Source organism: Anoxybacillus kestanbolensis, assembly GCF_001996285.1.
GTDB classification, from domain to species: Bacteria; Bacillota; Bacilli; order Bacillales; family Anoxybacillaceae; genus Anoxybacillus; species Anoxybacillus kestanbolensis_A.
The window spans coordinates 46,909-71,993 of record NZ_MQAD01000010.1 but is presented as its reverse complement, the minus strand read 5'-3'; the positions used below and the strand labels follow the sequence as shown (position 1 = coordinate 71,993).

24 protein-coding genes are annotated in these 25,085 nt (G+C 42.0%); 4 read left to right on the top strand and 20 right to left on the bottom strand.

All coding sequences use genetic code 11. The features are described 5' to 3' along the window. Positions 1–26 precede the first annotated feature (26 nt). From BO219_RS07875 to BO219_RS07825, 11 genes are all read right to left on the bottom strand, one after another. On the bottom strand, positions 27–1,226 hold the full coding sequence (locus BO219_RS07875; protein WP_077429130.1) for an MFS transporter: 1,200 nt from the start codon (positions 1,224–1,226) through the stop codon (positions 27–29). 97 nt (positions 1,227–1,323) lie between these two features. Then, entirely contained in the window at positions 1,324–1,719 is a 396-nt protein-coding gene (locus BO219_RS07870; RefSeq protein ID WP_077429129.1) for a cytidine deaminase, read from the bottom strand. A 25-nt stretch (positions 1,720–1,744) separates the two neighbouring features. Continuing rightward, on the bottom strand, positions 1,745–1,915 hold the full coding sequence (locus BO219_RS07865; protein ID WP_077429128.1) for a XapX domain-containing protein: 171 nt from the start codon (positions 1,913–1,915) through the stop codon (positions 1,745–1,747). Between the two features lie 15 nt (positions 1,916–1,930). Further along, positions 1,931–2,596, bottom strand: a complete 666-nt coding sequence (deoC, locus tag BO219_RS07860) for a deoxyribose-phosphate aldolase (RefSeq protein WP_077429187.1) — start codon at positions 2,594–2,596, stop codon at positions 1,931–1,933. A gap of 54 nt (positions 2,597–2,650) precedes the next feature. Continuing rightward, the gene (locus BO219_RS07855) at positions 2,651–3,865 is read right to left on the bottom strand and encodes a NupC/NupG family nucleoside CNT transporter (protein ID WP_077429127.1); all 1,215 of its coding nucleotides are present in this window, start codon (positions 3,863–3,865) and stop codon (positions 2,651–2,653) included. Positions 3,866–4,038: 173 nt separating this feature from the next. Beyond that, entirely contained in the window at positions 4,039–4,980 is a 942-nt protein-coding gene (locus BO219_RS07850; protein ID WP_077429126.1) for a sugar-binding transcriptional regulator, read from the bottom strand. A 114-nt stretch (positions 4,981–5,094) separates the two neighbouring features. Further along, the gene (locus BO219_RS07845; protein WP_198936674.1) at positions 5,095–6,534 is read right to left on the bottom strand and encodes a glycoside hydrolase family 32 protein; all 1,440 of its coding nucleotides are present in this window, start codon (positions 6,532–6,534) and stop codon (positions 5,095–5,097) included. Next, positions 6,531–7,490 carry an aminoimidazole riboside kinase gene (locus tag BO219_RS07840; RefSeq protein ID WP_198936673.1) on the bottom strand — a complete coding sequence of 320 codons (960 nt, stop codon included), beginning with the start codon at positions 7,488–7,490 and terminating at the stop codon, positions 6,531–6,533. The genes BO219_RS07845 and BO219_RS07840 overlap by 4 nt, the downstream gene beginning before the upstream one ends. 43 nt (positions 7,491–7,533) lie before the next feature. Beyond that, a complete protein-coding gene (locus BO219_RS07835) occupies positions 7,534–8,904 on the bottom strand; it encodes a sucrose-specific PTS transporter subunit IIBC (protein ID WP_077429123.1) in 1,371 nt (456 codons plus the stop codon). 188 nt (positions 8,905–9,092) lie between these two features. Further along, the gene (locus BO219_RS07830; RefSeq protein ID WP_077429122.1) at positions 9,093–9,923 is read right to left on the bottom strand and encodes a PRD domain-containing protein; all 831 of its coding nucleotides are present in this window, start codon (positions 9,921–9,923) and stop codon (positions 9,093–9,095) included. 39 nt (positions 9,924–9,962) lie between these two features. Beyond that, on the bottom strand, positions 9,963–10,445 hold the full coding sequence (locus BO219_RS07825; RefSeq protein WP_006321069.1) for a PTS sugar transporter subunit IIA: 483 nt from the start codon (positions 10,443–10,445) through the stop codon (positions 9,963–9,965). Between the two features lie 214 nt (positions 10,446–10,659). On the opposite strand from BO219_RS07825, the gene BO219_RS07820 reads away from it, so the two are divergent. Together BO219_RS07820 and ald are read left to right on the top strand one after the other, a co-directional pair. After that, positions 10,660–11,883: a PucR family transcriptional regulator gene (locus BO219_RS07820; protein ID WP_077429121.1), complete on the top strand. Its 1,224-nt coding sequence runs from the start codon at positions 10,660–10,662 to the stop codon at positions 11,881–11,883. Positions 11,884–12,003: 120 nt separating this feature from the next. Further along, positions 12,004–13,134, top strand: a complete 1,131-nt coding sequence (gene ald / locus BO219_RS07815; protein ID WP_077429120.1) for an alanine dehydrogenase — start codon at positions 12,004–12,006, stop codon at positions 13,132–13,134. A 36-nt stretch (positions 13,135–13,170) separates the two neighbouring features. On the opposite strand, the gene BO219_RS07810 is transcribed toward ald, so the two are convergent. From BO219_RS07810 to BO219_RS07800, 3 genes are all read right to left on the bottom strand, one after another. Beyond that, positions 13,171–13,893, bottom strand: a complete 723-nt coding sequence (locus BO219_RS07810; RefSeq protein ID WP_077429119.1) for an amino acid ABC transporter ATP-binding protein — start codon at positions 13,891–13,893, stop codon at positions 13,171–13,173. After that, positions 13,890–14,543, bottom strand: coding sequence for an amino acid ABC transporter permease (locus tag BO219_RS07805; protein WP_077429118.1), 654 nt, complete (start codon positions 14,541–14,543; stop codon positions 13,890–13,892). The genes BO219_RS07810 and BO219_RS07805 overlap by 4 nt, the downstream gene beginning before the upstream one ends. 66 nt (positions 14,544–14,609) lie before the next feature. Continuing rightward, positions 14,610–15,410, bottom strand: a complete 801-nt coding sequence (locus tag BO219_RS07800; protein ID WP_077429117.1) for a basic amino acid ABC transporter substrate-binding protein — start codon at positions 15,408–15,410, stop codon at positions 14,610–14,612. Between the two features lie 295 nt (positions 15,411–15,705). Here BO219_RS07800 and pflB point away from each other — a divergent pair, with 295 nt between their 5' ends. Further along, on the top strand, positions 15,706–17,934 hold the full coding sequence (gene pflB, locus BO219_RS07795) for a formate C-acetyltransferase (RefSeq protein ID WP_420807100.1): 2,229 nt from the start codon (positions 15,706–15,708) through the stop codon (positions 17,932–17,934). A 46-nt stretch (positions 17,935–17,980) separates the two neighbouring features. Further along, the gene (pflA, locus tag BO219_RS07790) at positions 17,981–18,712 is read left to right on the top strand and encodes a pyruvate formate-lyase-activating protein (protein WP_171700463.1); all 732 of its coding nucleotides are present in this window, start codon (positions 17,981–17,983) and stop codon (positions 18,710–18,712) included. 8 nt (positions 18,713–18,720) lie between these two features. Here the strand turns inward: pflA and pgmB are convergent, their stop codons facing one another. From pgmB to BO219_RS07760, 6 genes are all read right to left on the bottom strand, one after another. After that, positions 18,721–19,386 carry a beta-phosphoglucomutase gene (gene pgmB / locus BO219_RS07785; RefSeq protein ID WP_077429114.1) on the bottom strand — a complete coding sequence of 222 codons (666 nt, stop codon included), beginning with the start codon at positions 19,384–19,386 and terminating at the stop codon, positions 18,721–18,723. After that, entirely contained in the window at positions 19,379–20,095 is a 717-nt protein-coding gene (locus BO219_RS07780; RefSeq protein ID WP_077429186.1) for a TrmH family RNA methyltransferase, read from the bottom strand. Before BO219_RS07780 ends, pgmB begins: the two co-directional genes overlap by 8 nt. 18 nt (positions 20,096–20,113) lie before the next feature. Next, positions 20,114–20,593, bottom strand: a complete 480-nt coding sequence (gene ybaK / locus BO219_RS07775; RefSeq protein ID WP_077429113.1) for a Cys-tRNA(Pro) deacylase — start codon at positions 20,591–20,593, stop codon at positions 20,114–20,116. 79 nt (positions 20,594–20,672) lie between these two features. After that, positions 20,673–23,276, bottom strand: coding sequence for a bifunctional acetaldehyde-CoA/alcohol dehydrogenase (gene adhE, locus BO219_RS07770; RefSeq protein ID WP_077429112.1), 2,604 nt, complete (start codon positions 23,274–23,276; stop codon positions 20,673–20,675). Between the two features lie 175 nt (positions 23,277–23,451). After that, positions 23,452–23,679, bottom strand: coding sequence for a hypothetical protein (locus BO219_RS07765; protein WP_006321087.1), 228 nt, complete (start codon positions 23,677–23,679; stop codon positions 23,452–23,454). Between the two features lie 90 nt (positions 23,680–23,769). Beyond that, on the bottom strand, positions 23,770–25,062 hold the full coding sequence (locus tag BO219_RS07760; protein WP_077429111.1) for a transcriptional regulator: 1,293 nt from the start codon (positions 25,060–25,062) through the stop codon (positions 23,770–23,772). Positions 25,063–25,085 lie beyond the last annotated feature (23 nt).

Here is a 25,085-nt window from a genome sequence, read left to right as displayed (position 1 = left end):
TACCATTATAGCTTCTTTTTGTACAATTATGCGAGTTCTTGTTGTTTCGTTTCTTTCCCGAGAAAAAGAACGGCGAGTACACCGATAAAAATGGCGACGCAAAAAATCGCAAAAATCATCGTCATCGACACGTTTTGTGCAACTAAATAACCGACAAGAAGCGGTCCTAAAATGCCCCCGATGCGTCCGAATGAAGCTGCCATGCCTGCCCCTGTCGCGCGAATAACCGTTGGGTATTGTTCTGGCGTGTAGGCATAAAGCGCTCCCCATGCGCCGAGATTAAAGAATGATAACAGCGCTCCAAACGTCACTAACATCGCAACCGACTCGGCATTTCCGAAGAAATAAGCGCTTAACGCTGTCCCAACTAAATAAATAATGAGCACCGCTTTTCTTCCGATGCGTTCAATCAACCAAGCCACGCTAAAATAGCCCGGCAACTGTGCCAACGTCATAATTAGCACATATTCAAAGCTTTTAATTAAACTAAATCCTTTCATCACCATCACGCTCGGCAGCCATAAAAACATGCCGTAGTACGAAAAGACGACCGCAAACCATAAAATCCAAAGCATCGTCGTTTGCTTCGCATAAGGTTTTGCCCATACGTCTGCGATATTGCGCCAAACAGAACGACGCTCTGCCGTTTTTACCGCAATAAACTTTTGTGAATCGGGCAAGTTAATACGCAAATAAATGGCGTATAACGCAGGTAAAGCCCCTAAAATGAGCGCCATTTGCCATCCATATGCAGGAATAACGAAAAAGGAAATAAGCGCAGCTAATAGCCAGCCACCTGCCCAAAAGCTTTCTAATAAAACGACAACTTTCCCGCGCTCATGAGCGGGTACGCTTTCCGATACGAGCGTGGAAGCAACCGGAAGTTCACCGCCAAGTCCCATACCGATAAAAAAGCGTAAAATTAAAAATACCGTTAACGTTGTCGCAAAAGCAGATAAGCCGCTTCCGATCGAAAATAATAAAAGCGTAATAATAAATACTTGCTTTCGACCGATACGATCAGCTAACAATCCGAACACAAGAGCACCGACGGCCATACCGATCGAGTTCATGCTCCCAATCCAACCCATTTGCTCAGCTGTTAATCCCCATTCCTTTTGCAAAGCCGCAAGAATGAATGAAAGCATCCCAACATCCATCGCATCAAACAACCATCCAAGCCCCGCGATCCAAAGCAACTTGTTTCTTGATACATCTTGACTCATGTCACCCCTCCGTTGTCAGCTGTCAAATTATCCTCTACACGATTATATTTCCTTTTTTGTTATGTATCAATGCAAAAAGCGTCGGAAAAGCCGACGCTTATCGCAAATCTTCTTTTAAAAAAGCTCCAGGGAGAAGTTCTTTCACCGTCGTTTCCTGTACATCGCCTTTCATATTGGCTAAAATAACAGGCATATTCGGGTCACACAATTCAACAATGACTTGACGGCATGCGCCACATGGCGGAACAGGACGCTCTGTATCCGCAACAACAGCTAACATCGCATACTCATGGTCTCCTTCTGAGTACGCTTTAAATAAAGCTGTACGTTCAGCACAGTTACATAAACCGTATGATGCGTTTTCGATGTTGCAACCTCCATACACTTTCCCATCTTTCGTTAATAGCGCTGCTCCAACTTTAAACTTGGAATACGGAACGTACGCCCGTTCTCTCGCTTGTTTTGCCGCTTCAATTAACCGCTGTTTACTCATTGTCGATCATCCCTTCTTGGGCTGTTTAGTTAAAAAACGTCTTCATTAACCAATCGGCAACGACGCCACCTAAATATACGCCAAATACCCCCATCATTCCTGCCAATACAGGCGGGGCTGGCAATGGCAAACGTAAAAATTTAAATAAAATCCCAACAACAAGCCCAGCAAGTAAGCTAAGTACTACTTCTTTCATCGGTCAATTCCTCCATTAGTATGCTTCGTTTGAAGTTGTTCCTTCCATAATCGCTGGTCCAGAACTTGTACCGATACGGTTTGCACCTGCATCAATCATCGCTTTTGCATCTGCCGCACTACGCACACCACCAGACGCTTTCACTCCAACGTTTGGACCAACTGTTTTGCGCATTAATGCAACGTCTTCTACTGTTGCCCCACCGCTTGCGAATCCTGTCGATGTTTTCACAAAATCTGCACCAGCGCGAACAGCAATTTCGCATGCGCGCACTTTTTCTTCATCTGTTAACAACGCCGTTTCAATAATAACTTTTGTTAACGCTTTTCCTTTTGCAGCCTCGACAACAGCACGAATGTCGCGCTCTACAAGATCATCGTCACCATCTTTTAACGCACCGATGTTGATGACCATATCGACTTCTTGCGCACCGTTTTCAATCACTTGTTTCGTTTCAAATGCTTTTACTTCTGGAGTTGTTGCTCCTAACGGGAAGCCAATGACAGTACATACTTTTACTTTTGTTCCTTGCAAACGTTCAGCCACAAATTTTACCCACGTTGGATTTACGCATACAGATGCAAATTCGTACTTTTTCGCTTCTTCTACCAACTTTTCAATTTGCGCTTTCGTCGTTTCTGGCTTTAATAACGTATGATCGATCATGCTAGCAATGTTCATCATTCATTCCCCCTTAAAATTAGAAGTGATCGAAGTGCGCGAGGCGCTTCGTCGTTAAATAAACATACCCGCAATGGATGCACTTAACAGCGAAGCGAGCATCCCGGCAAGGACAGCTTTTAAGCCCATGCGTGCAATATCGCTACGACGATTTGGCGCTAAGCTTCCTAAACCACCAAGTAAAATTCCCATCGAAGAAATATTAGCAAATCCACATAGTGCAAAGCTAATTACAGCTACTGTTTTCACTGATAAATCTGGAATTTGTGGTGCAAAAGATGAATAAGCGACGAATTCGTTTAAAATCAATTTTTGGCCGATAAACCCACCAGCTGTTACTGCTTCAGACCACGGCACACCAATCGCAAATGCAATAGGCGCAAATAAGAAACCTAAAATTTTCTCAAGCGTTAACCCATCGTAATTAAACAAGTTACCGATTCCGCTGAGCAATCCGTTAATTAAAGCAATAAGGGCGATAAACGCTAACAACATCGCACCGATATTTAATGCTAACTTTAAACCGTCGCTTGCACCGCGCGCAGCCGCATCGATGACGTTTGTCGATTGTTCATCTTTTTCCATTTCAAACTGTTCATCTTCTTTAATCGGCTCCGTTTCAGGCACGATCATTTTCGCCATAACTAATCCGGCTGGGGCAGCCATGAAGCTTGCCGCAAGCAAATATTCAAGCGGAACACCTAAAAGCGAGTAACCGACAAGAACAGAACCAGCAACAGACGCTAATCCTCCCGTCATAACTGCAAACAATTCAGATTGTGTCATTTTGGACAAATACGGACGAATGACAAGCGGCGCTTCCGTTTGACCGACGAAAATGTTTGCTGCTGCTGACATTGACTCCGCTTTGCTCGTCCCAAGCAATTTCGCGAGCGGGCCACCGATCATTTTAATGATCCACTGCATCACCCCAATGTAGTAGAGAACAGAAATTAATGCTGAGAAGAAAATGACGACAGGCAACACTTGGAACGCAAAGACGAATCCGATTCCTTCTGCCGCAAACACACCACCGAACAAAAAGTTAATTCCTTCGTTCGCATAGTTAATAATGTTCGTCACACTATCCGTTAACCATTGCAATGTAGCTTTTCCTGCTTCCCACTTTAAAACGATAAACGCAAAAGACACTTGAATCGCAAGACCACCTAAAATCGTTCGTGGATTAATCGCCTTGCGGTTATTTGAAAAAAGAAAAGCAATCCCAAGAACAACAAAGATACCAACAAGTCCCCAAACGATATTCATGTTGCACACTCCTAATAAGTTTTTTTGTTACGTAATCAATATAACAAGAAAATGAACGTATGTAAACGTTAACATGAACAAATGTAAAAGAAAATTCATGGTTTCGCTAAATCTTTCTTCCTTTTTACATAAATAAAGGGGGCTTTTATTCTTTTCCCCCTCTTCCCTTTCCTTTATTCTTTTTCTAACAAACATTCGGCAGTAAATTGATCTGTTACTAATACGTTTGCATATTTTCCTTTCAATGCTCCGTATATGCCAGCAACTTTATGAATACCTCCCGCAATCACAATCGAGTATTCCTTATTTTTCAACTCTTCTAACTCAATGCCAAGCGTGCGGGCATTTAACTCCTCGCTACATAGCTTTCCGTTTTGATCAAAAAAGCGTGAACAAATGTCACCGGCTGCTTTTGAATAAATCGTTTGCAAATCTTCTTCTGTAAAATAACCAAGCTGGAACAATAGCGACTCCGATTTAATTGGTCCAATCGTAAATACAGCAATATTCGCTTGTCGTCCAAGATCGAGAATTTTACGAATGTGGCGATCCGCTTCCATCGCTTGCTTGACAACGACATGATCGACGATGGCCGGGAGAGGCAAGTGATGTACCGTTGCATTGAATGCGCTTCCAAACAAATGTAAAATATCAGAAGCGAACGTATTCGTTTCCGACAAACTGACGCCACCTTTTAATTGCACAACTTTCACATCTTTGACGTGTTTATGCCTTAGCTGTAATGCGACGTGATATAACGTTGTTCCCCATGTGACACCGATCACATCGCCGTCTTTGACGATCGACCGTAAATATTCTGCCGCTTCTTTTCCTAAATATTTTTTAATAATGCCATCTTGATGTTCAGGGACCGACACAACAATTGCTTTTTTTAGATTGAACTTTTGTTCAAGTTGTTTTGCTAGCTGTTGAATATCTTCAGCCGGATCGTTAATTTTAATTTCTACAATCCCTTCTTCCTTTGCTTGTTGTAGTAAACGCGACACCGTCGGCCGCGATACACCAAGCTTTTTCGCAATATCGTTTTGATTGTAGTCTAGTAAATAATACAATTTCGCTGCTTCAACGACTTTTTTTAGCTTATCTTGCTCCATCGCTTCATCACCTTTTATTATTGACTGAAAAAAGGAGCAACCTTCCATATTTGAAGGAATACTCCCTTTTCTTTCATCATACGAAAGCAGTTGAACATTTGACAAGCAAAAGTTTTAACATAATTTCCATTTAGATAAATGAAACGAAGCTTCTGCATTTGTCTGAAATGAGATATGTTCATTTTCTTCTTTCGTGAAAAACCGTGCCGTAAATACTTCTTCTCCATCATTTAAGAAAATTTCAATAGACGACGTATCGATAAACATGTGAATCGTGTGTAATTGTGATAATAAACATTGTCGTTTCTCTTTCATGCCATTTCGAGCAAAGCTTTCTCTCTCTAACGTCGCAACTTTTTGTTCAAAATCATATGAGAATGAAACATTGTTTTGTATATGAATGGATAAAACGCCTTTACCATCGATATGTTTAAGTAGCAGTTCAATCGTTTTTCCTTTTACACCATCAAATTGTCTAACTTCCTTCTGCAAGAATACATTTGGATGGTGAACTTCGTCACTCCGAAGCAACTGCAACTGCTCAATCGGACGCTGATATAATTTATCTCCGATTAAAACGAGTTCACGCGGTAATGTCAATGCATGTACCCATCGATAAGCAATTGTCGGGTGCTGATCTTCGTCTTGATCTGGTACCCCCATCCAAGCAATCATCACACGACGCCCATGCTCGTCGACCATCGTTTGTGGCGCATAAAATTCAAACCCTCGATCCAGCTCAGTAAATGTACCGTGTACATATTGTCCTGTTTCATAATTTAACTGTCCAACAAAATATCCTGCTTGATATACGTTTTGGTAATGCATACCTTCTGGTTGTAATCCTTGTGGACAGACGATGAGAACATCTTTTCCACCCAAACGGAATACATCTGGGCACTCCCACATGTACCCAAAGTTCCCGTCCTCTCCTCCTGCTATAGCACCGATATGCTCCCAATGCATGAGATCATCAGAGCGAAATAATACTGCCTTTCCATCTAATTGCTCGCTCTGTGCGCCAATCACCATATACCACTTGTTTTCATGCTTCCACACTTTTGGGTCACGAAAATGAGCCGTGTAACCGTCTGGGAGATGAACAACAACCCCCTTTTTTTCAAAGTGAAGGCCGTCACTTGATATTGCCATACATTGATACGTATGGCGTGTTCCGTCATCGCCTTTGACATTCCCTGTATAAAAAAGTGTAAGTACACCATCATTGTCCACGGCGCTTCCAGAGTAGCAACCGTTTCGATCAAACCATTCGCTTGGAGCTAATGCAGGCGCTTGTCTTTCCCAATGAACAAAGTCATGCGATGTATAATGTCCCCAAAATTTTGCTCCATGTGTCGTTTGAAACGGCATCCACTGATAAAACACATGGTACGTCCCTTTCCAATAAATCAGTCCATTTGGATCGTTCATTAATCCGACAGGAGGCATTAAATGATAACGCAAACGATTTGGGTCACTTTCAACAATTGAAGCATATTTTTTTATTTCTTCTTCCGCGAGCTGTATTTGTTTTTTTTCGTTCAATGATTTCATCTCGACCAACCTTCTCGTAAAATTCGTTCGACTTCATCACGCGTCGGTAAAGCTGTCATCGCCCCTTTTGTTGATGCAGCTAGCGCCCCTGAAACACTCGCAAAACGCGCCATTTGTTCAACTTCCGCAAGCGACAAGTCGTCGATCGCCCCTTCTCGCTCATGCAAGCAATAAAGCATACCGGAAACAAACGCATCTCCTGCCCCTGTCGTATCAACCGCCTCTACTTTAAGCGCTGGCGTAAATACGGATCCTTCTTTCGTAAACGCATAACTACCATTCTCTCCTAGCGTAACAACGATGAGGGGAATATTGTATAGGGCAAGGGCATCAATACCTTTTTGGATATCTTGCTCTCCTGTAATGAATGTCAACTCTTCTTCAGAAATTTTAAGTACATCCGCTTCTGGTAACATCGACACAATCATTTGGCGAGCTTGTTGTTCGCTTTCCCACAGACCGAGACGTAAATTCGGGTCATACGAGACGATCATTCCATTTTCTTTAGCTAACATAACAGCCCGCTTTGTCGCGCTTCGTGCTGGCTCACTAATGAGTGAGATCGAACCAAAATGAAGAATGCGATGTGTCCGAAATAACGACTCATCAATTTCTTCTTCGCACAAAAAGCGATCAGCGCTCGGGTTAATGTAAAAATCAAAGCTCCGTTCTCCGTTTTCGGCTAATGTCACAAAAACAACACCGGTACGAACATCGTCACTAAATTGAAGCGAAGTTGTGTTGACACCGTATTCATCGAGCGTTTCTTTCAAAAAAACACCGAGTACGTCACATCCGACTTTTCCAACAAATGTCGATGGTATGCCAAGCCGTGCGACACCGACCGCGACATTCGCTGGCGCCCCACCAGGACTTTTTTGGTAAGCCTGATTTGTTGCATCGAGCGGAATAAAATCGATTAACGCTTCACCAAGACTAATAATTCCTTTCTTCATCGTTATTCCCTCCTACAAAAAAAGGCGAGTATTCGCTCGCCTCTTATTCTTCTTTAAATCCTAATATCCATGTTGCCACAAACGCTGTACCAACTGCAATTGCAAAGCCGATTAAATAGTTTATTAAGTTCGCCATCCCCATCGGTGCCACGATCGCAATCATTGGAATACCAGTTAATCCGTACGCGTTTGCGACAACGTTTGTAAATACAACATACGCTCCACCGACAGCACCACCAATAGCTGCTGCAATAAACGGTTTTCGATATTTTAAGTTAATCCCAAAAATAACAGGTTCAGTAATGCCGAGAAAAGCGGAAAATGCAGCTGGCAAAGCGATTTCCTTCGTTTTCGTCCGTTTTGATTTTAAAAATACTGCTAAACCCGCTCCACCTTGAGCAACGTTTGCCATTGACCAAATAGGCAATAAATAGTTTTTACCAATATCCGCAAGTAATCCGGCTTCGATCGCATGGAAACTATGATGAACACCTGTAATTACAATCATCGAATACAGACCACCGAAAATGAGGCCTGCAAGCGCTCCACCTGTGTCATATACGAAGTTTAACGTTGTTGTAATTCCTTTCCCAACTATATTTCCAAGTGGACCAATGACTAAAATCGCAGTGAAGCCTGTTAAAATAACTGTAATAAATGGTGTAACAAGTAAGTCGACTGCGTGTGGAACGACTTTGCGCAAGCTTTTTTCGATTTTACTCATGACATATGTTGCAAGCAAAATTGGAATGACCGTTCCTTGATATCCAATCATTGCGATATCAAAGCCGAGGAAATGCAAATACTCTGGTTCAGCACTTCCTAACCCCCAAGGATTCAACAAAGCAGGATGGGTCATAATTCCCCCGATCACTGCTCCTAGAAACGGGTTTCCCCCAAATTCTTTCGCAGCACTATAACCAATTAAGATCGGCAAAATAATGAAAGCCGCACTTGAGAACATATCAAGTAATACAATCCATGCACTATCTGGCGCTACCCATTTAAATGCCTTCATCATCCCAAGCAATCCCATAAGCAATCCGCTAGCTACAATAGCCGGAATAATTGGAACAAAAATATTTGATAACGTTTTCGCAAGACGAGCCAGCGGATTCATTTTTTGCTTGACTGCTTCTTGGTGCACATCAGCACTTACGTTTTGTAAACCTGCTTCTTTGACAAACTGTTCGTATACTTTGTTGACAACACCTGTACCAAAAATAATTTGATACTGACCGGAACTAGAAAATGCACCTTTTACCCCATCAAGTTGTTCAATTGCTTGTTGGTCCACTTTCTTTTCGTCTTTTAGCACAAGACGAAGACGAGTTGCACAATGAACCGCACTAATGACATTTTCTTTTCCACCAAGCAAGGACAAAAGTTGCTTTGTGACGAGTTCATAATTCATATAAGTTCCTCCTCGTATAAAGATGATAAAAACAAAAAGACCTAAAATGTACATACGAATGCTTTTTAAACATGGTCGTACATTTTAGGTCTTGCCTGCTTATGCAGTCACAATCCTACGATATTTCATTTTTTATGCGCTTTCATTTTAGCTTATCATTCAAAATTCGTCAACATTCTACAAAATGATTATTTTGTGGTTAAGCGTTGAATATGTAGCGTAATATAAGCTAACTCGGTGACAGGAAATTGGATTCCGTATTCCTTTTTTGCATATTCAGCCATCGCAACAGCGCATGCAAACTCTCTTTCGTATTTCGTTTGAATGAGCGTTAACATCTCTTCATCCATCGAATGAAACAACTCACCATTTTCAATTCGGTTCAGTGCGAAGCGCAAATGTGTCACAAGTCTTTGGTAAGATATTCCTTCTTCATCAATATGAACATGTAATGTTTGTTTCATCAAATCGATCATTTCTCGAATTAAAGTGGTTTGTTTTAACGTTCTGTTCATGCTAGCTGCGTCCATTTTCGCTGTATGAATATGAAGAGCAATATGGGCAACTTCATCATCCGGAATGTCAATACCGAGACGGTCGCGAATAAGCTGCTTTGCCCAAAGACCAATTTGGTACTCTTTCTTATACAGCACTTTAATTTCATTTAACAATTTATTTTGAATTTGATACCCTTGCTGAATGCGTTCAATCGCAAATGATAAATGGTCTGTCAATGCAATGTGAATGTGGTTATTCAACGGTGCCTGCAGCTGTCCTTCTGCATAGCTAATAATTTCTTCCGCGATATCAATGTGCTCTTCTGGAAGGGTACGTAACAACTCTTGGAACTTTTCATTCTCTTCTTCCATCACAAAAATTTTTTCGATTTTTGCACGAGGTACAATATCATTTTTCTTTTTTTGAAAAGCAATTCCCGGTCCCATTACAATTTTCTCTTGCCCTTCATCCAATACAACGACAGCGTTATTGTTCAAAATTTTATGGATTCGCAACGTCATCTTCGTCCCCTTAACACCGATTGTTTTATCACATATATATTATTTCAATTTCACTTTCATTAAAACAGTACTTCCTCTTTCTGCTTGTTCTATATGCTCTCGATGACACTCGTTTACCACCTCCCCGTTTGTAATCACTACTGGGGTAAGGGAACTTTTCGCCTTTTGTTGCACAAGCGTCAAGTCAAACGACAAAAGTAAATCCCCAGCCTTCACACGATCCCCTGCTTTCACGTACGCTTCAAATCCTTCTCCATGCATATGAACTGTATCAATGCCAACGTGAATAAGAATTTCTAATCCTTGATCCGAACGTAAACCAACAGCATGTTTTGTTGGGAACACTTGCACTACTTCTCCATGGATCGGTGAAACAACAACGCCATCTGTTGGTTCAATCGCAAAACCATCGCCCATCATTTTCTGGGCAAACACAGGGTCTGGAACATTTTCAAGCGATCGTACATTTCCTGTTAACGGAGAAACAATGACCTCTTCACGCTTACGAAACAAGCGAAACATTTGAAATATCTCCTTCCTTAGGAATTATTTGGATAAAAAATAAAAGACCTAAAACGCAAGAAAGAAACCTTCCTTCATCCGTTTTAGGTCTTGCCTGCAACGCAGTCACAATCCCACAATATACGACTTTCTCACTTGTAGATTAAGGTAAGCTCTTTCATTTGTCAATATGCTACAATAATCGTAAAACAACGTAAGAAACGGAGTGGATGTCATGAATCCTTTTGCCACTCATTTTGAAAGTTTAGAGGAGTTTGCCGATCGTGTGAGCGAGTTATTGCAATGTCCGATTACGATTGAAGATGCAAACCATCGCTTAATTGCTTACAGTGGACATGAGCATTATACCGATCCCGCCCGTACAGCGACCATCATTCATCGTCGTGTGCCAGAGCGCGTCATTAATAGTTTGTGGCGCGAAGGGGTGATTCCAAAACTTTTACAAAGTGAGGAGCCTGTTCGTGTCGCTGAAATTTCAGAAGTAGGGCTAGGCAATCGCATCGCTATCTCGATTTGGAAAAATAAAGAGGTGCTCGGATTTATTTGGGCAATTGAAATGAATGAGCCGTGGACAGAACATCAGTTTGATTTGTTAAAACAAGCAGCGAAAGCAGCAAAAAATTTATTGTTGCAATTACAAATTCGCAAACATAAAAAAGAAGAGCGCATTCAAGAGTTTTTTTGGAAACTACTCACCGGACATTTTTCATCTCCCCATGACATCGTTGAACAATGCCATCAACTAAACGTACATGTGTATCCGTTTTTTTCTGTCGGCATTTTTCAATTTCAACAACACATTCAAACGCAAGTAGAGCGGCAAATTGATTACTTATTAAAAACGACACAACAACTCGCTATTCCGCTTTATACGATTGATCGTCAGCGCTTAATTGTGCTCGTTGCGCCAAGTTCGAACGTCTACGGTGAAGCGCATATTGAACGATTTTTCCGTTCATTTATGACGCAAATGAAAGAACGATTTCGCGTTGACATTATGATGGGAGCATTCGGAAATGTATATGAGTGCTATACAAAAATTGCTAAAAGCTACGAAGAAGCACAAACCGTATTAAAAATGAAGCGCGCATTTCCTCATCAACTTGCCGATGTTCAAAGTTACCAACATCTCGGCATGTATCAGTTTTTCGATTTACTTTTTGAGAAAAAACGACATGGGGATTTCCACAACGCAGCACTCGAAAAGCTGAAACAATACGATGCACAGCATCATACAAACTTAGTTGAGACGATCGAAACGTATCTCGACTGTGACAGCAACGTCAATGAAACGGCGAAAATGCTCAATATTCACCCGAATACGCTTGCTTATCGGCTAAAGCGAATTAGTGAAATCGGAAACATCGACCTAGGAAACATGAGCGAAAAAGTGAAACTATATATCGATATGAAATTAGACAAATATCGGGCAACATAGCTTTTGTGGATTTCCACAAAAGCTCGTTTTTTCTTTTTCTTTTCTAAACAAACAACAAATGATAAAAAACATTTATACTGTAAATAATAATGAAAGACAACATGAAGGGGGAAACAGCACATGATTATTGGTGTTCCAAAGGAAATTAAAAATAACGAAAATCGCGTAGCGATTACGCCAGCTGGCGTTATGTCATTTGTCAGCAATGGACATACTGTTATCATTGAGAAAGATGCAGGAATTGGAAGCGGTTTCACGAATGAAGATTACGTTCAGGCAGGGGCGCAAATCATTGAGCACGCTGCAGACGTTTGGGCACAAGCAGATATGGTGATGAAAGTAAAAGAGCCGCTACCGAGCGAATACGAGTATTTCCGTCCAGGATTAGTGATATTCACATACTTACATCTTGCTGCTGAGCCAGAGTTGGCACGTGCATTGAAAGAAAAAGGTGTCATTGCGATCGCTTATGAAACAGTACAAGTTGGTCGTACATTGCCACTTTTAACACCGATGAGCGAAGTAGCAGGACGCATGGCAGCACAAATTGGCGCACAATTCCTTGAAAAACCAAAAGGCGGAAAAGGAATTCTTCTTTCAGGCGTTCCTGGCGTTAGTCGTGGAAAAGTGACAATTATTGGTGGCGGTGTCGTCGGAACAAACGCTGCAAAAGTGGCGATCGGCTTAGGTGCAAACGTAACGATTATCGACTTAAGCGCAGAACGTTTACGTGAACTTGACGATATTTTCGGAAGCCAAATTAATACGCTTATGTCTAATCCAATGAACATCGCACAAGCTGTTGCGGAGTCTGACCTTGTGATCGGTGCCGTATTAATCCCAGGAGCAAAAGCGCCAAAACTTGTGACAGAAGAAATGGTAAAAGCGATGCAACCAGGCTCGGTCATCGTTGACGTAGCGATCGACCAAGGTGGCATTGTGGAAACGAGCGACCATGTGACAACACACGACAACCCAACATACGTGAAGCACGGCGTCGTTCACTATGCAGTCGCGAACATGCCGGGGGCGGTTCCACGCACATCTACACTCGCATTGACAAACGTCACAATGCCATACGCACTACAAATCGCAAATAAAGGTGTACACAAAGCTGTTGCAGATAACCCGGCATTACGTCTTGGTGTAAACGTAGCAAACGGAGAAATCACATACGAAGCAGTCGCACGCGACCTCGGTTACGATTACGTTCCTGTCGAAGTAGCGTTAGATAAACAATTGTTAGCATAAAGAAAAAGGTGTCCTGACAAACGGGACACCTTTTTCTTATAACACTTTCGATAAAAACGACTTCGTTCGCTCATGTTGTGGCGCATCAAAAATTTGTTGTGGCGTTCCTTCTTCGACGATTACTCCACCGTCCATAAAGAGAACGCGATCCCCAACTTCACGAGCAAATCCCATTTCATGCGTCACGACGACCATTGTCATTCCTTCTTTTGCCAGTTGTTTCATGACGGCAAGCACTTCCCCGACCATTTCGGGGTCGAGCGCAGACGTCGGCTCGTCAAACAACATCACCTTCGGCTCCATCGCGAGCGCACGAGCGATCGCTACACGCTGTGCCTGTCCGCCTGATAAAGAATCCGGATATACGTGCGCTTTATCTTGTAAACCGACTTTCGCAAGCAATTGCATCGCCTTTTCTGTCGCTTTTTCTTTCGACCATTTGCGCACTTTCATCGGGGCGAGTGTAATATTATGAAGTACCGTCATATGCGGAAATAAATTAAATCGTTGAAACACCATGCCGACTTCTTCACGCACTTTATTTAAATCCGTTTTCGGATCTTTCAAATGAAATCCGTCAACGACGATATCCCCCTCATCAAAATCTTCCAACATGTTTAAACAACGTAAAAATGTCGACTTTCCCGATCCAGACGGACCGATGACAACGACCACTTCTTTTTCACGAATGTGTGCGTCAATACCTTTTAACACTTGTAGTGATCCGTATGATTTTTTCAGATTTGTGACTTTAATCATGCATCATACCTTCTTTCTAACCGGTGTAGCAACTTGCTTACTGAAAGGGTGAGCACTAAATAAATAAGCGCAACCGTTAAGTACGGTTCCCAGACGCGATAATATTGCCCTTGCATCGCTCGTCCCCAATACATAAGCTCAGGTGCCGCAATAATTGCTGCAAGTGATGAATCTTTAATAAGAACGACAAATTCGTTGCCAAGCGGCGGAATCATGCGCTTGATCGCTTGTGGCAAAATAATGTAACGCATCGCTTGCACATGTGTCATACCGAGCGAGCGAGCTGCTTCCATTTGACCACGATCGATCGATTGAATGCCGGCCCGAAAAATTTCTGCGATATACGCAGCGGCATTTAAAGATAACGAAATCGCGCCAGATACGAGCGGATTCGGTTGAGAGGTAAAAATAGGCATCACACCAAAATGAATAAGTAAAATTTGTACAAATAATGGCGTGCCACGGAAAAAATGAACGTACCAATCAAACGGCAAACGAACAAGACGATTTTGAACCATTTTCCCAAGCCCAATCGCCAAGCCGAGAATCGTTCCGAAAAGGATACCGATCAAAGATAAGCCGATCGTCCATAATACCCCTTTCAAAAAAAACGGGGCATATTCTACAATCATGTTGAAACGAAAATCCATCATCCCTCACCTTTCTTCCTGTAAAAATTGCGTAACTGTCTACAGTTACGCAATTTTTCGTCGACGTTATTGCTGTTGTTGTAATGATTCAATATTCGGTTCTGTGCCAAACCACTTTTTATAAATTTCTGTATACGTGCCATTTTCAATGACTTTTTTCAACGCTTCGTCTACTTTTTGTTTGAGCTCGCTACCTTTCGGGAACATGAAACCGTAAAATTCAGATTCAAAATGATCTGGATCTTCAAATGCTACAATTTTCGCATCTGGGTTGTTTTTCACATATTCGTTCGCAACAGCATTATCTGTCACAACCGCCTCGACACCACCGTTTAATAAATCCATAATCGCAACGACTGAATTCTCAAACTTTTTAATATTTGGATTCTCTTTTCCTAAAATTTTTTCAACCGCCGTTTGTCCAGTTGTACCATTTTGCACTCCGACTACTTTTCCTTGTAAATCTTTCGCGCTTTTAATTGAACTTCCTTCTTTCACGAGAATCATATGTGTCGATTCAAAGTACGGAATAGAGAAGTCGTATGTTTTTTTCCGATCGTCGTTAATCGTAATGCCCGAAACGGCCATATCTGCTGTCTTTCCTTGAATGGCCGCAAACAGTGGATCCCAGCCGATATTTTTTAATTCATATTCTAACCCTGCTTCTTCCATGACTGCTTTTAATAAGTCGACATCAAATCCGACAATTTCTCCTTTATCCATATATTCAAACGGGGCAAATGCTGCATCTGTTACAACGGTAATTTTCTTTTCTGTTGTTTCCGTTTTTTCTGTCGAACCGCCGCATCCGACAAGCGCAAACATAAGTATAAAAACAAGTGTTGCAATCATTCCTTTTTTTATCATTGTTACTCCCCCTTACTATTTGCTGTAAAATAATAAACGCTTGTGTATAAACATGTTATGCTCTCTATGTTTCACATATTATCAGCTTTTTATTTTTTATGCAACAAATTTTATAAAAATAATTTTTTGAAAAATCTTTATTTTAAAAAATGTTTTCGCTCAATCTTTCACAAATTTTTCAACACTTTATTCTCCCGTGCGTGTAATAAAGTAGTATTCTTTATATAGGGGGTTACTATTCCTTAATGATTGGGAGGAGATTATGATGGCGCTACTTACTGTGAACGAAGCTTTAATGGACGCTTGGAGAACGTTCAAAGGCGATAAGTGGAAAAAAGAAATTGACGTTCGCGATTTTATTTTAAATAACGTAACCGTTTACACAGGGGATGAATCGTTTTTACAAGGTCCAACGGAAGCGACAAAAACACTTTGGGAACAAGTGATGGAACTTTCAAAACTTGAACGCGAAAAAGGCGGCGTTCTCAACATGGATACAGAAATTATATCGACCATCACGTCGCACGGACCAGGCTATTTAAACAGGGAACTTGAAAAAGTTGTCGGTTTTCAAACAGATCAGCCATTTAAGCGAGCGCTCATGCCATTTGGGGGCATTCGTATGGCTGAACAAGCATGCGAAGCATACGGTTACCAGGTGAGCGACGAAGTAAAGAAAATTTTCACACAATATCGGAAAACGCATAACCAAGGCGTATTTGACGTGTATACGGACGAAATGAAAGCGGCGCGCAAAGCAGGCATCATTACAGGGCTTCCTGACGCCTATGGACGCGGTCGCATTATCGGAGACTATCGCCGCGTCGCGTTATACGGTGTCGATCGCTTAATTGAAGAGAAGAAAAAAGATTTACGCAACACAGGCGCGCGTACAATGAGTGAAGATATCATTCGTCTCCGCGAAGAATTAGCTGAACAAATTCGCGCCCTCCAAGAACTAAAAGAAATGGCGGCAAGCTACGGCTACGATATTTCAAAGCCGGCGCGCAACGCACACGAAGCGTTCCAATGGTTATATTTCGCTTATCTTGCGGCGATTAAAGAACAAAACGGTGCAGCAATGAGTTTAGGTCGCGTTTCTACGTTTTTAGATATTTATATCGAACGCGACTTGCAAGAAGGGGCATTAACAGAACGGGAAGCACAAGAGCTCGTTGACCATTTCGTTATGAAGTTACGCCTCGTCAAATTCGCGCGAACACCAGAATATAATGAGCTATTTAGCGGCGACCCGACGTGGGTAACCGAGTCGATCGGCGGTGTCGCGGTTGACGGCCGTCCGCTTGTGACGAAAAACTCGTTCCGCTTCCTGCATACGCTCGACAACTTAGGGCCTGCACCGGAACCAAACTTAACGGTGCTTTGGTCCACACAATTGCCAGAAGCGTTCAAAAAATATTGCGCGAAAATGTCGATTCAAACAAGCTCTATCCAATATGAAAATGACGATTTAATGCGCCCTGAGTTCGGCGATGACTACGGCATTGCGTGCTGCGTATCCGCCATGCGCATCGGCAAACAAATGCAATTTTTCGGCGCGCGCGCAAACCTTGCGAAAGCATTATTATATGCGATTAACGGCGGCATTGACGAAAAACTAAAAGTGCAAATCGGTCCAGAATTTGCGCCAATCACATCTGAATACTTAGATTACGATGAAGTGATGCGCAAATTTGACAACGTCATGGAATGGCTTGCTGAATTGTATATTAATACATTAAATGTCATCCATTACATGCACGATAAATATTGTTATGAGCGCATTGAAATGGCGCTCCACGACACACATGTCATGCGTACAATGGCAACGGGAATCGCCGGCCTTTCTGTTGTCGCCGACTCATTGAGCGCAATGAAATATGCAAAAGTAAAAACGATTCGCGACGAAAACGGCTTAGCTATCGACTTTGAAATTGAAGGCGACTTCCCGAAATACGGTAACAACGATGATCGTGTAGATTCGATTGCTGTCGATATTGTTGAACGCTTTATGACAAAATTGCGCAAACATAAAACGTACCGCGATTCAAAACATACAACATCGATCTTAACAATCACGTCAAACGTCGTCTATGGGAAAAAGACAGGAAATACACCTGACGGCCGCCGCGCAGGCGAACCGTTTGCACCTGGCGCTAACCCATTGCACGGTCGCGACACAAAAGGAGCGCTTGCGTCATTAAGCTCTGTCGCAAAATTACCGTATGAATATGCATTGGACGGCATTTCAAATACGTTCTCAATCGTGCCAAAAGCGCTCGGTAAAGATGACGCGACACGCATTCAAAACCTTGTCGCCATTTTAGATGGTTATGCACTGAAACGCGGTCATCACTTGAACGTCAACGTCTTTAACCGCGAAACGTTGCTCGACGCGATGGAACATCCTGAAAAATATCCGCAACTAACGATTCGCGTATCAGGTTATGCGGTCAACTTTATTAAATTAACACGTGAACAACAAATTGACGTCATTAATCGGACGTTCCATGAAACAATGTAACGGAAGCTCCCACGATGCGTGGGAGCTTTCTACCTAGGAGGAAAACATCATGAACGGATTTATTCATTCAGTCGAATCGTGCGGAACAGTTGACGGTCCTGGTATTCGTTACGTCATTTTTACACAAGGGTGTTTATTGCGTTGTCAATATTGCCACAACGCAGATACGTGGGAAATTGGCAAAGGAAGACAAATGTCTGTTGATGAAATCATCGCTGATGCCCAAACATACTTGCCTTTTATGCAGGCATCCGGTGGTGGAATAACGGTCAGCGGTGGCGAACCGCTTTTACAAATCGACTTTTTAACGGAACTATTCCGTCGCTGTAAACAGCTTGGCATTCATACAACGATTGATTCGTCTGGCGGATGTTATACGACGGAGGCATCGTTCCAACAAAAGCTTGATAAATTGCTTCAATATACGGATTTAATTTTGCTAGATTTAAAACATATCGACGAAAAAAAACATCGAAAACTAACAGGAAAAACGAACGAACATATTTTAGCTTTTGCACGTCTATTATCAGAACGAAACGTACCCGTCTGGATTCGCCATGTGCTCGTTCCAACCATCACAGACGATGAAGAAGATTTGCATCGCTTAGCTGACTTCATTCGTACGTTGCGCAACGTCGAAAAAATTGAGGTGCTTCCGTATCATCAACTCGGCGTTTACAAATGGAAAGCACTTGGACTGACGTATCCGCTTGAAGGCATCCCGACACCATCAGAAGAAAGTGTTGAAAAAGCAAAACAAATATTAGGCGTAAAATAAGCTGGTCGTCATTGACCAGCTCTTTGCATAAACCGTTGTTTTAACTCGCCCCACGTCAATTGTGTTGTCCGCTGAACGAGCCAATCAGGCGACAGCGGAGCTAAATGAGCTCCGATACCAACGGAAAACATATTTGTTTGCTTAATTGCTTTCATGCCTGCCTCTCCGTCCTCAATGGCAATACAACAAGACGGATCGACATGAAGCTCTTCCGCAGCTGTTAAAAAAATTTCTGGATCTGGCTTCATGCGCGTAATTGTTTTCACATCGACAATGACGTCAAAAAAAGAACGTACGCCAAGCCGTTCGACAACCGTACGTGCGTTTGAGCTTGACGATGCGAGCGCCATCGGGACACCGTCGCGCTGAATGTCGCAAAGAAGCGCCAACATCCCCGGCAACACGTCGTTTGGCGACAATTGCTCGATCAACTCCCGATAATATTGGCCACGGCGGTCGCCAAGGGCTCGTTTTTCTTCTTCTGTCCATTCATGTACTGTTTCACCGAGAAGCGCCTCGACCATCGCCTGTCTGCTCATGCCTTGTAGCTTTTGATTGAGCTGTCGATCAAACGGTACCCCAATTTCATCGGCGACACGTTTTGTCGCGATATAATATAGCTCAACCGTATCTGCAATGACGCCATCTAAATCAAAAATAACTGCTTCAATCATTGCGTCCTCCCATTTGACTTTCCACCATTTTTCTTAGCCGCGGGCTAAGCGAAAGCTTCATCCAATGTTCATATATTTCTTTCTTTTCCGCTAGCGACAAATGATAACGCTCCCCTGCCACTTGTTTTGCTCGCTTCGTCACATCGTAAAGAGAAATAGCTGCTGCAACGGAAATATTGAAACTTTGCACAAATCCATTCATCGGAATGACGAACTTTCCATCTGCCAAAGCAAGCGCCTCTTCTGATACACCACGATGCTCATTTCCGAACAAAAGCACTGTCGGCTTCGCTACGTCAATTTGTTCAAGCGGAATTGTTCCTTCTCCTAAATAGCTTGCATATACTTGATAGCCGTTTTGTTGGAGATGGCGGATGGCCTGTTCAATCGATGAATGTTTATGCACATTGAGCCACTTGTCCGCATGTCGCGTCACCCATTTATTCGGTTCAAATGGAGCCGCTCCGGTGACGACATGAACGTCTTGAATACCGAACGCCTCGGCTGAACGTAACACCGCGGCTTGATTGTGCGGGTCATCAACCGCTTCCGTCAAAATGGTGATATATCTTGTTCGTTCGCTTAGCACATCGTACATGCGCTTTAAGCGACTTGGCAAAATCATTTCCCAAAGCAAGCGATTGTCGTCAGTTAACAATCCTTCTTCTATACGTTGTGCTAACCATTGCTGTTCTTCCTCTTTTGCCATTCGCATGCGACAACCCTCCTACGCTTTAATGACATGTGCGGTTTTCCCATTTGTCAACTTTAATAAGTCTTGAACAGAAAGCTTCATTTGCATGCCAATTTTTCCTGCGCTCACAATGATTTGCTCGTGCAAAAGCGCCGATTCGTCGACATATGTCGCATATAGTTTTTTCATCCCAATGGGCGAGCAACCGCCACGCACATACCCTGTCATTTTTTCGATGTCTGCCACAGGCAACATATGCACGCTTTTTTCACCGACAATATTCGCCGCTTTTTTCAAATCTAGCTCTGCTGCGACAGGGATGACGAATACGTAAAGTTGACCGCTTGCCCCTTTTGTGACAAGCGTTTTATACACTAGTTCTTCACGTTGCCCAATTTTTTTCGCAACCGATATTCCATCAATTTGTCCATCCGTATAATCGTAAGTAAACAGTTCATATGGTACACGTGCACGATCGAGCATGCGCACAGCATTCGTCTTTGCTTGTTTCATGATCCGTCCCTCACTTTCCTCTATTAGTGTACCATAAACAAAAGGAAGGGACATCCTTCATCGGACGTCCCTTATCCTCTTAAACCCCCTTATACGCTTGGCGATAAATGTCGGCAAGATCGCTGACTAACGGTAATTTTGGATTAGCTGTTGTACATTGATCTTCAAAAGCTAGTTCAGCGAGTTGATCGACTTTGCTTTCAAACTCTTCTTTTTTCACACCTGTAGCTGCGATGCTTAGCGGCATATCGAGTTCTTTCGCTAGCTTAATGATTGCTTGAACAAGGCTTTCGACACCTTCTTCTGTCGTTTTTGCTGGCAAGCCAAGCAGGCGAGCAATTTGAGCATAACGCTCATCAGCGACGAAATGTTCATACTTCGGAAACGCTGTAAACTTCTTCGGTTTTTGCGCGTTGTAACGAATGACATGCGGCATTAAAATTGTGTTCGCACGTCCGTGTGGGATATGGAATTCTGCCCCAAGTTTATGCGCTAAACTATGGTTAATGCCTAAAAATGCGTTCGCAAATGCCATACCAGCGATCGTTGATGCGTTATGCATTTTTTCACGCGCGACTTCATCGTTGCCGTTTTTATATGCGCGCGGCAAGTATTCAAAGACGAGTTGAATCGCTTTTAATGCTAATCCGTCTGTATAGTCGTTTGCCATGTTCGATACGTACGCTTCAATCGCATGTGTTAATACGTCCATACCTGTATCCGCTGTAATATGTTTTGGCATCGTCATGACGAATTGTGGGTCAACGATGGCGACATCTGGTGTTAACTCATAATCAGCAAGCGGATATTTGACGTTATTTTTCTTATCTGTAATGACCGCAAACGATGTCACTTCTGAACCTGTACCAGATGTTGTTGGAATCGCGACAAATTGCGCTTTTTGACCGAGTTTTGGATATTTAAATACGCGTTTACGAATATCTAAAAACTTTTGTTTTAAGCCATTAAAGTCGGTATTTGGATGTTCATAGAACAACCACATCGCTTTCGCCGCGTCCATCGCCGAACCACCGCCGAGCGCGATGATGACGTCTGGCTGGAACGCATGCATCATGTCGGCACCTTTCATCACTGTTTCAATCGATGGATCTGGTTCCACTTCCGAGAAAATTTCGCAATGCACATAATCTGGACGTTTACGCAAATAGTATAACACTTTATCAACATAGCCGAGCTTCACCATGTCTGGGTCTGTAACGATAAAGGCACGTGAGATGTTTGGCATTTTCGCTAAATATTGTGTCGCATGTTTTTCAAAATAAATTTTTGGTGGAACTTTAAACCATTGCATGTTTACATTCCTTCTCGCTAATTTTTTAATATTAATTAAATGTGTCGCACCGACGTTTGTCGAAACGGAGTTGCCTCCAAACGTACCGCAACCGAGCGTCAACGACGGAATGTATGCGTTATAAATGTCCCCGATCGCTCCTTGTGAAGATGGCGCGTTCGAAATAATTCGTCCCACCTTCATTCGCTTACCGAATTCAAGAATGACGTCTTGATTTTCCGAATGAATGACAGCGGAGTGGCCAAGTCCACCAAATTCAAGCATTTCTTCTGCCCGCTTTAATCCTTCTTCTGTGCTATTCACCTTATAACAAGCCAATACCGGACTTAATTTTTCACGAGAAAGCGGTTCTTGAGGACCGACGCTTTTTAACTCGGCTACGAGAATTTTTGTATCAACTGGTACATCAACGCCTGCCATTTTTGCGATTTCATACGCTGGTTTACCGACGATATTCGGATTGACTGCACACGTATTTTCATTGATGACAAGCTTTTCAACTTTTTTCTTTTCTTCTTCATTTAAGAAATAGCACTTATTTGCGATCATTTCGTTTTTCACCGCATCATAAATCTCTTTATCAATAATGACCGCTTGCTCCGATGCACAAATCATCCCGTTATCAAACGTTTTGGACAAAATGAGATCGTTCACCGCACGTTTAATGTTTGCTGTTTTTTCAATATAACAAGGTACGTTACCAGGTCCGACCCCTAACGCTGGTTTTCCTGAGCTATATGCCGCTTTCACCATGCCTGCTCCACCTGTCGCAAGAATGAGTGAAACACCAGGGTGATGCATCAATTGTTGCGTCGCTTCGACAGAAGGAGTTTCAATCCATTGAATACAATGTTCTGGCGCACCTGCAGCAATCGCCGCATCCCGTAAAATGCGTGCCGCTTCACTGCTGCATGTTTGAGCGGATGGGTGGAACGCAAAAATGATTGGATTGCGCGTTTTAATAGAAATGAGCGCTTTAAACATTGTTGTTGAAGTCGGGTTCGTGACTGGGGTTACCCCGGCGATAACGCCAACAGGCTCAGCAATTTCAATGATGCCTTCCTGTTCATTTTCGCGAATAACGCCGACGGTTTTATCGTATTTAATGTTATGGTAAATATATTCTGTCGCAAAAATATTTTTAATGATTTTATCTTCATATACACCGCGCTTTGTTTCTTCAATGGCTAGTTTCGCTAAATACATATGTTTATCAAGCCCAGCTAACGCCATTTGCTTGACGATATGATCGATCGTCTCTTGATCATAGTCACGAAACGCTTTTAACGCTTTTTGCGCATTGGCTACAAGCGTATCAATCATTTTCGTAACTTCTTTCTTTTGGTCTAATACTTTTTCCTCCACAGCCATATAAGCCCCTCCCATAATCATTTTTGTGAAAAACTTCACAAATTAGTTGAAAATAAAAATGTGATTGTTTTCACATTTTTATTTTAGTGAATTAGGCTTTGTTTGTGTGTGTCAACTTTGTGAAATATTGAGCAATTGTATTGTATAAGAGAACCGCTTCTCATGAAGAAGACGGTTACTCACATACTGGATTGCGTGGAATTTTTGTAAAAGAAATATCGTTGTACATACGCGTATTCCGCTTAACAATGACGACATAATTTACTGTCCATATATAAGAAGGAATTTCTTGATCATCTTCAAACATCATTGCTTCAAATTCATCACCAATCATTTCTTCGAATAGCTCCAATGTATATGTTTCCGCATCTGTGGAAAAGTTTCTCCATTCGCATATAAGCATCAGCTGTCACCTCAACTTTTCTTTTGTTACCATCATTGTAACATTCTTTTCCCTAATTTAAATTGTGAAATATTGAACAAATCATGAATATTACTTATTCGTTATATACGCTTGTTTTGGATGATTTGGTTGATCTGGATACTTTAAGCGCATTTTCCCTTCCGCTAATAGCTTTCCTAAATAATTATTGCGCAATCCGTCTGGCGTTCGATCTAGTAAATGGGATAACTGTTTTAACATTAATGGTCGACGGGCACATAACTGCAAAATGACTTCTTCCATCTTAGCCGGTGCAAGTCTTTTTTTCTTACGCGCAATTTCAGCAATGCTCCATAGCTCCTGATCGATATTTCTTTCTTCTTCCTCATCCAATTTATTTACGGAGTTGAATGAGATGTTTACGGAGTTATCATCTTTATTTACGGAGCTATCCTTTTTATTTATGGAGTCAAGCACTTTATTTACGGGGTTTATTTCAATATTTAAGGAGTTTGGGTCTTTATTTACGGACTCAAACTCATTATTTACGGAGTTTTGGTCGTTATTATAGGAGTTGTTTTCTTTATTTATGGAGTTTGATAATGGTGCATCGCCCATCCAATCACTCAATACCTCGATCTCATTTATATAGTCGTGTCTTTCTGGGAAGGACACAATAGGCAATGTAACAACCGTTCGTTTTTGAAAATCATATTGCTCAACAGCAAATTGTTGTGAGTAAATTGTCTCCATCGTTTTTAAACCGACTCCAGCACGTTTACAAAACTGAATGTAAATAAACATTTTAAACATATTTGGATTGCGCAAATAGCTGACTCCACCACTATTTGCTTGTTCTAAAGGAATACCAAACAAACCAGGGTTAGACATTTGAATACATGATCGCTGCCGTTCAACAATAATCCCTCCATCACCGCTATAATCAGCATGGACGATTGCATTCATTAACGCTTCATGGACAGCGTCTTTTTCAACTTGTGATACGTCGTTGACCTCGTGCATCACTTTAAAATAAAAATCATAAATATTTCCCGACCATGTTCCGTCCTGTGAAGTAAAACGGTTTGACCAATGCAGCTCATCATCTCCATATTCACGATACTCTAAAAAGTATTGTGGTAAAACTTCTGTAATCATTCGCTCTTCGCTAAACATAAGAAGTCCTGCGAGTGTGAGTCCCTCTTTGTTTGTGTCTCGTATTTTTCCCCATGCGCCGATTTTATATAAAAAATCTTTTGTTTCTAATCCGTTCCACGGGTGGTTTGGTTTCACTTTTGCAAATTGTTCGCGATAATGGCGAACAGATTCTAAATGCAGCTCATTAAGCCCATAATGTTCTAACACGACGTTATCTTGTAAACGAATATTTGCATCTTTATTCACTTTAACTCTCCCTCTTACGTTAT

Bases quoted from the DNA above. Each gene is read 5' to 3' on its own strand.
- BO219_RS07875 (WP_077429130.1), bottom strand. From the start codon at position 1,226: ATGAGTCAAGATGTATCAAGAAACAAGTTGCTTTGGATCGCGGGGCTT.
- BO219_RS07870 (WP_077429129.1), bottom strand. From the start codon at position 1,719: ATGAGTAAACAGCGGTTAATTGAAGCGGCAAAACAAGCGAGAGAACGG.
- BO219_RS07865 (WP_077429128.1), bottom strand. From the start codon at position 1,915: ATGAAAGAAGTAGTACTTAGCTTACTTGCTGGGCTTGTTGTTGGGATT.
- deoC (WP_077429187.1), bottom strand. From the start codon at position 2,596: ATGAACATTGCTAGCATGATCGATCATACGTTATTAAAGCCAGAAACG.
- BO219_RS07855 (WP_077429127.1), bottom strand. From the start codon at position 3,865: ATGAATATCGTTTGGGGACTTGTTGGTATCTTTGTTGTTCTTGGGATT.
- BO219_RS07850 (WP_077429126.1), bottom strand. From the start codon at position 4,980: ATGGAGCAAGATAAGCTAAAAAAAGTCGTTGAAGCAGCGAAATTGTAT.
- BO219_RS07845 (WP_198936674.1), bottom strand. From the start codon at position 6,534: ATGAAATCATTGAACGAAAAAAAACAAATACAGCTCGCGGAAGAAGAA.
- BO219_RS07840 (WP_198936673.1), bottom strand. From the start codon at position 7,490: ATGAAGAAAGGAATTATTAGTCTTGGTGAAGCGTTAATCGATTTTATT.
- BO219_RS07835 (WP_077429123.1), bottom strand. From the start codon at position 8,904: ATGAATTATGAACTCGTCACAAAGCAACTTTTGTCCTTGCTTGGTGGA.
- BO219_RS07830 (WP_077429122.1), bottom strand. From the start codon at position 9,923: ATGACGTTGCGAATCCATAAAATTTTGAACAATAACGCTGTCGTTGTA.
- BO219_RS07825 (WP_006321069.1), bottom strand. From the start codon at position 10,445: ATGTTTCGCTTGTTTCGTAAGCGTGAAGAGGTCATTGTTTCTCCGTTA.
- BO219_RS07820 (WP_077429121.1), top strand. From the start codon at position 10,660: ATGAATCCTTTTGCCACTCATTTTGAAAGTTTAGAGGAGTTTGCCGAT.
- ald (WP_077429120.1), top strand. From the start codon at position 12,004: ATGATTATTGGTGTTCCAAAGGAAATTAAAAATAACGAAAATCGCGTA.
- BO219_RS07810 (WP_077429119.1), bottom strand. From the start codon at position 13,893: ATGATTAAAGTCACAAATCTGAAAAAATCATACGGATCACTACAAGTG.
- BO219_RS07805 (WP_077429118.1), bottom strand. From the start codon at position 14,543: ATGGATTTTCGTTTCAACATGATTGTAGAATATGCCCCGTTTTTTTTG.
- BO219_RS07800 (WP_077429117.1), bottom strand. From the start codon at position 15,410: ATGATAAAAAAAGGAATGATTGCAACACTTGTTTTTATACTTATGTTT.
- pflB (WP_420807100.1), top strand. From the start codon at position 15,706: ATGGACGCTTGGAGAACGTTCAAAGGCGATAAGTGGAAAAAAGAAATT.
- pgmB (WP_077429114.1), bottom strand. From the start codon at position 19,386: ATGATTGAAGCAGTTATTTTTGATTTAGATGGCGTCATTGCAGATACG.
- BO219_RS07780 (WP_077429186.1), bottom strand. From the start codon at position 20,095: ATGGCAAAAGAGGAAGAACAGCAATGGTTAGCACAACGTATAGAAGAA.
- ybaK (WP_077429113.1), bottom strand. From the start codon at position 20,593: ATGAAACAAGCAAAGACGAATGCTGTGCGCATGCTCGATCGTGCACGT.
- adhE (WP_077429112.1), bottom strand. From the start codon at position 23,276: ATGGCTGTGGAGGAAAAAGTATTAGACCAAAAGAAAGAAGTTACGAAA.
- BO219_RS07765 (WP_006321087.1), bottom strand. From the start codon at position 23,679: ATGCTTATATGCGAATGGAGAAACTTTTCCACAGATGCGGAAACATAT.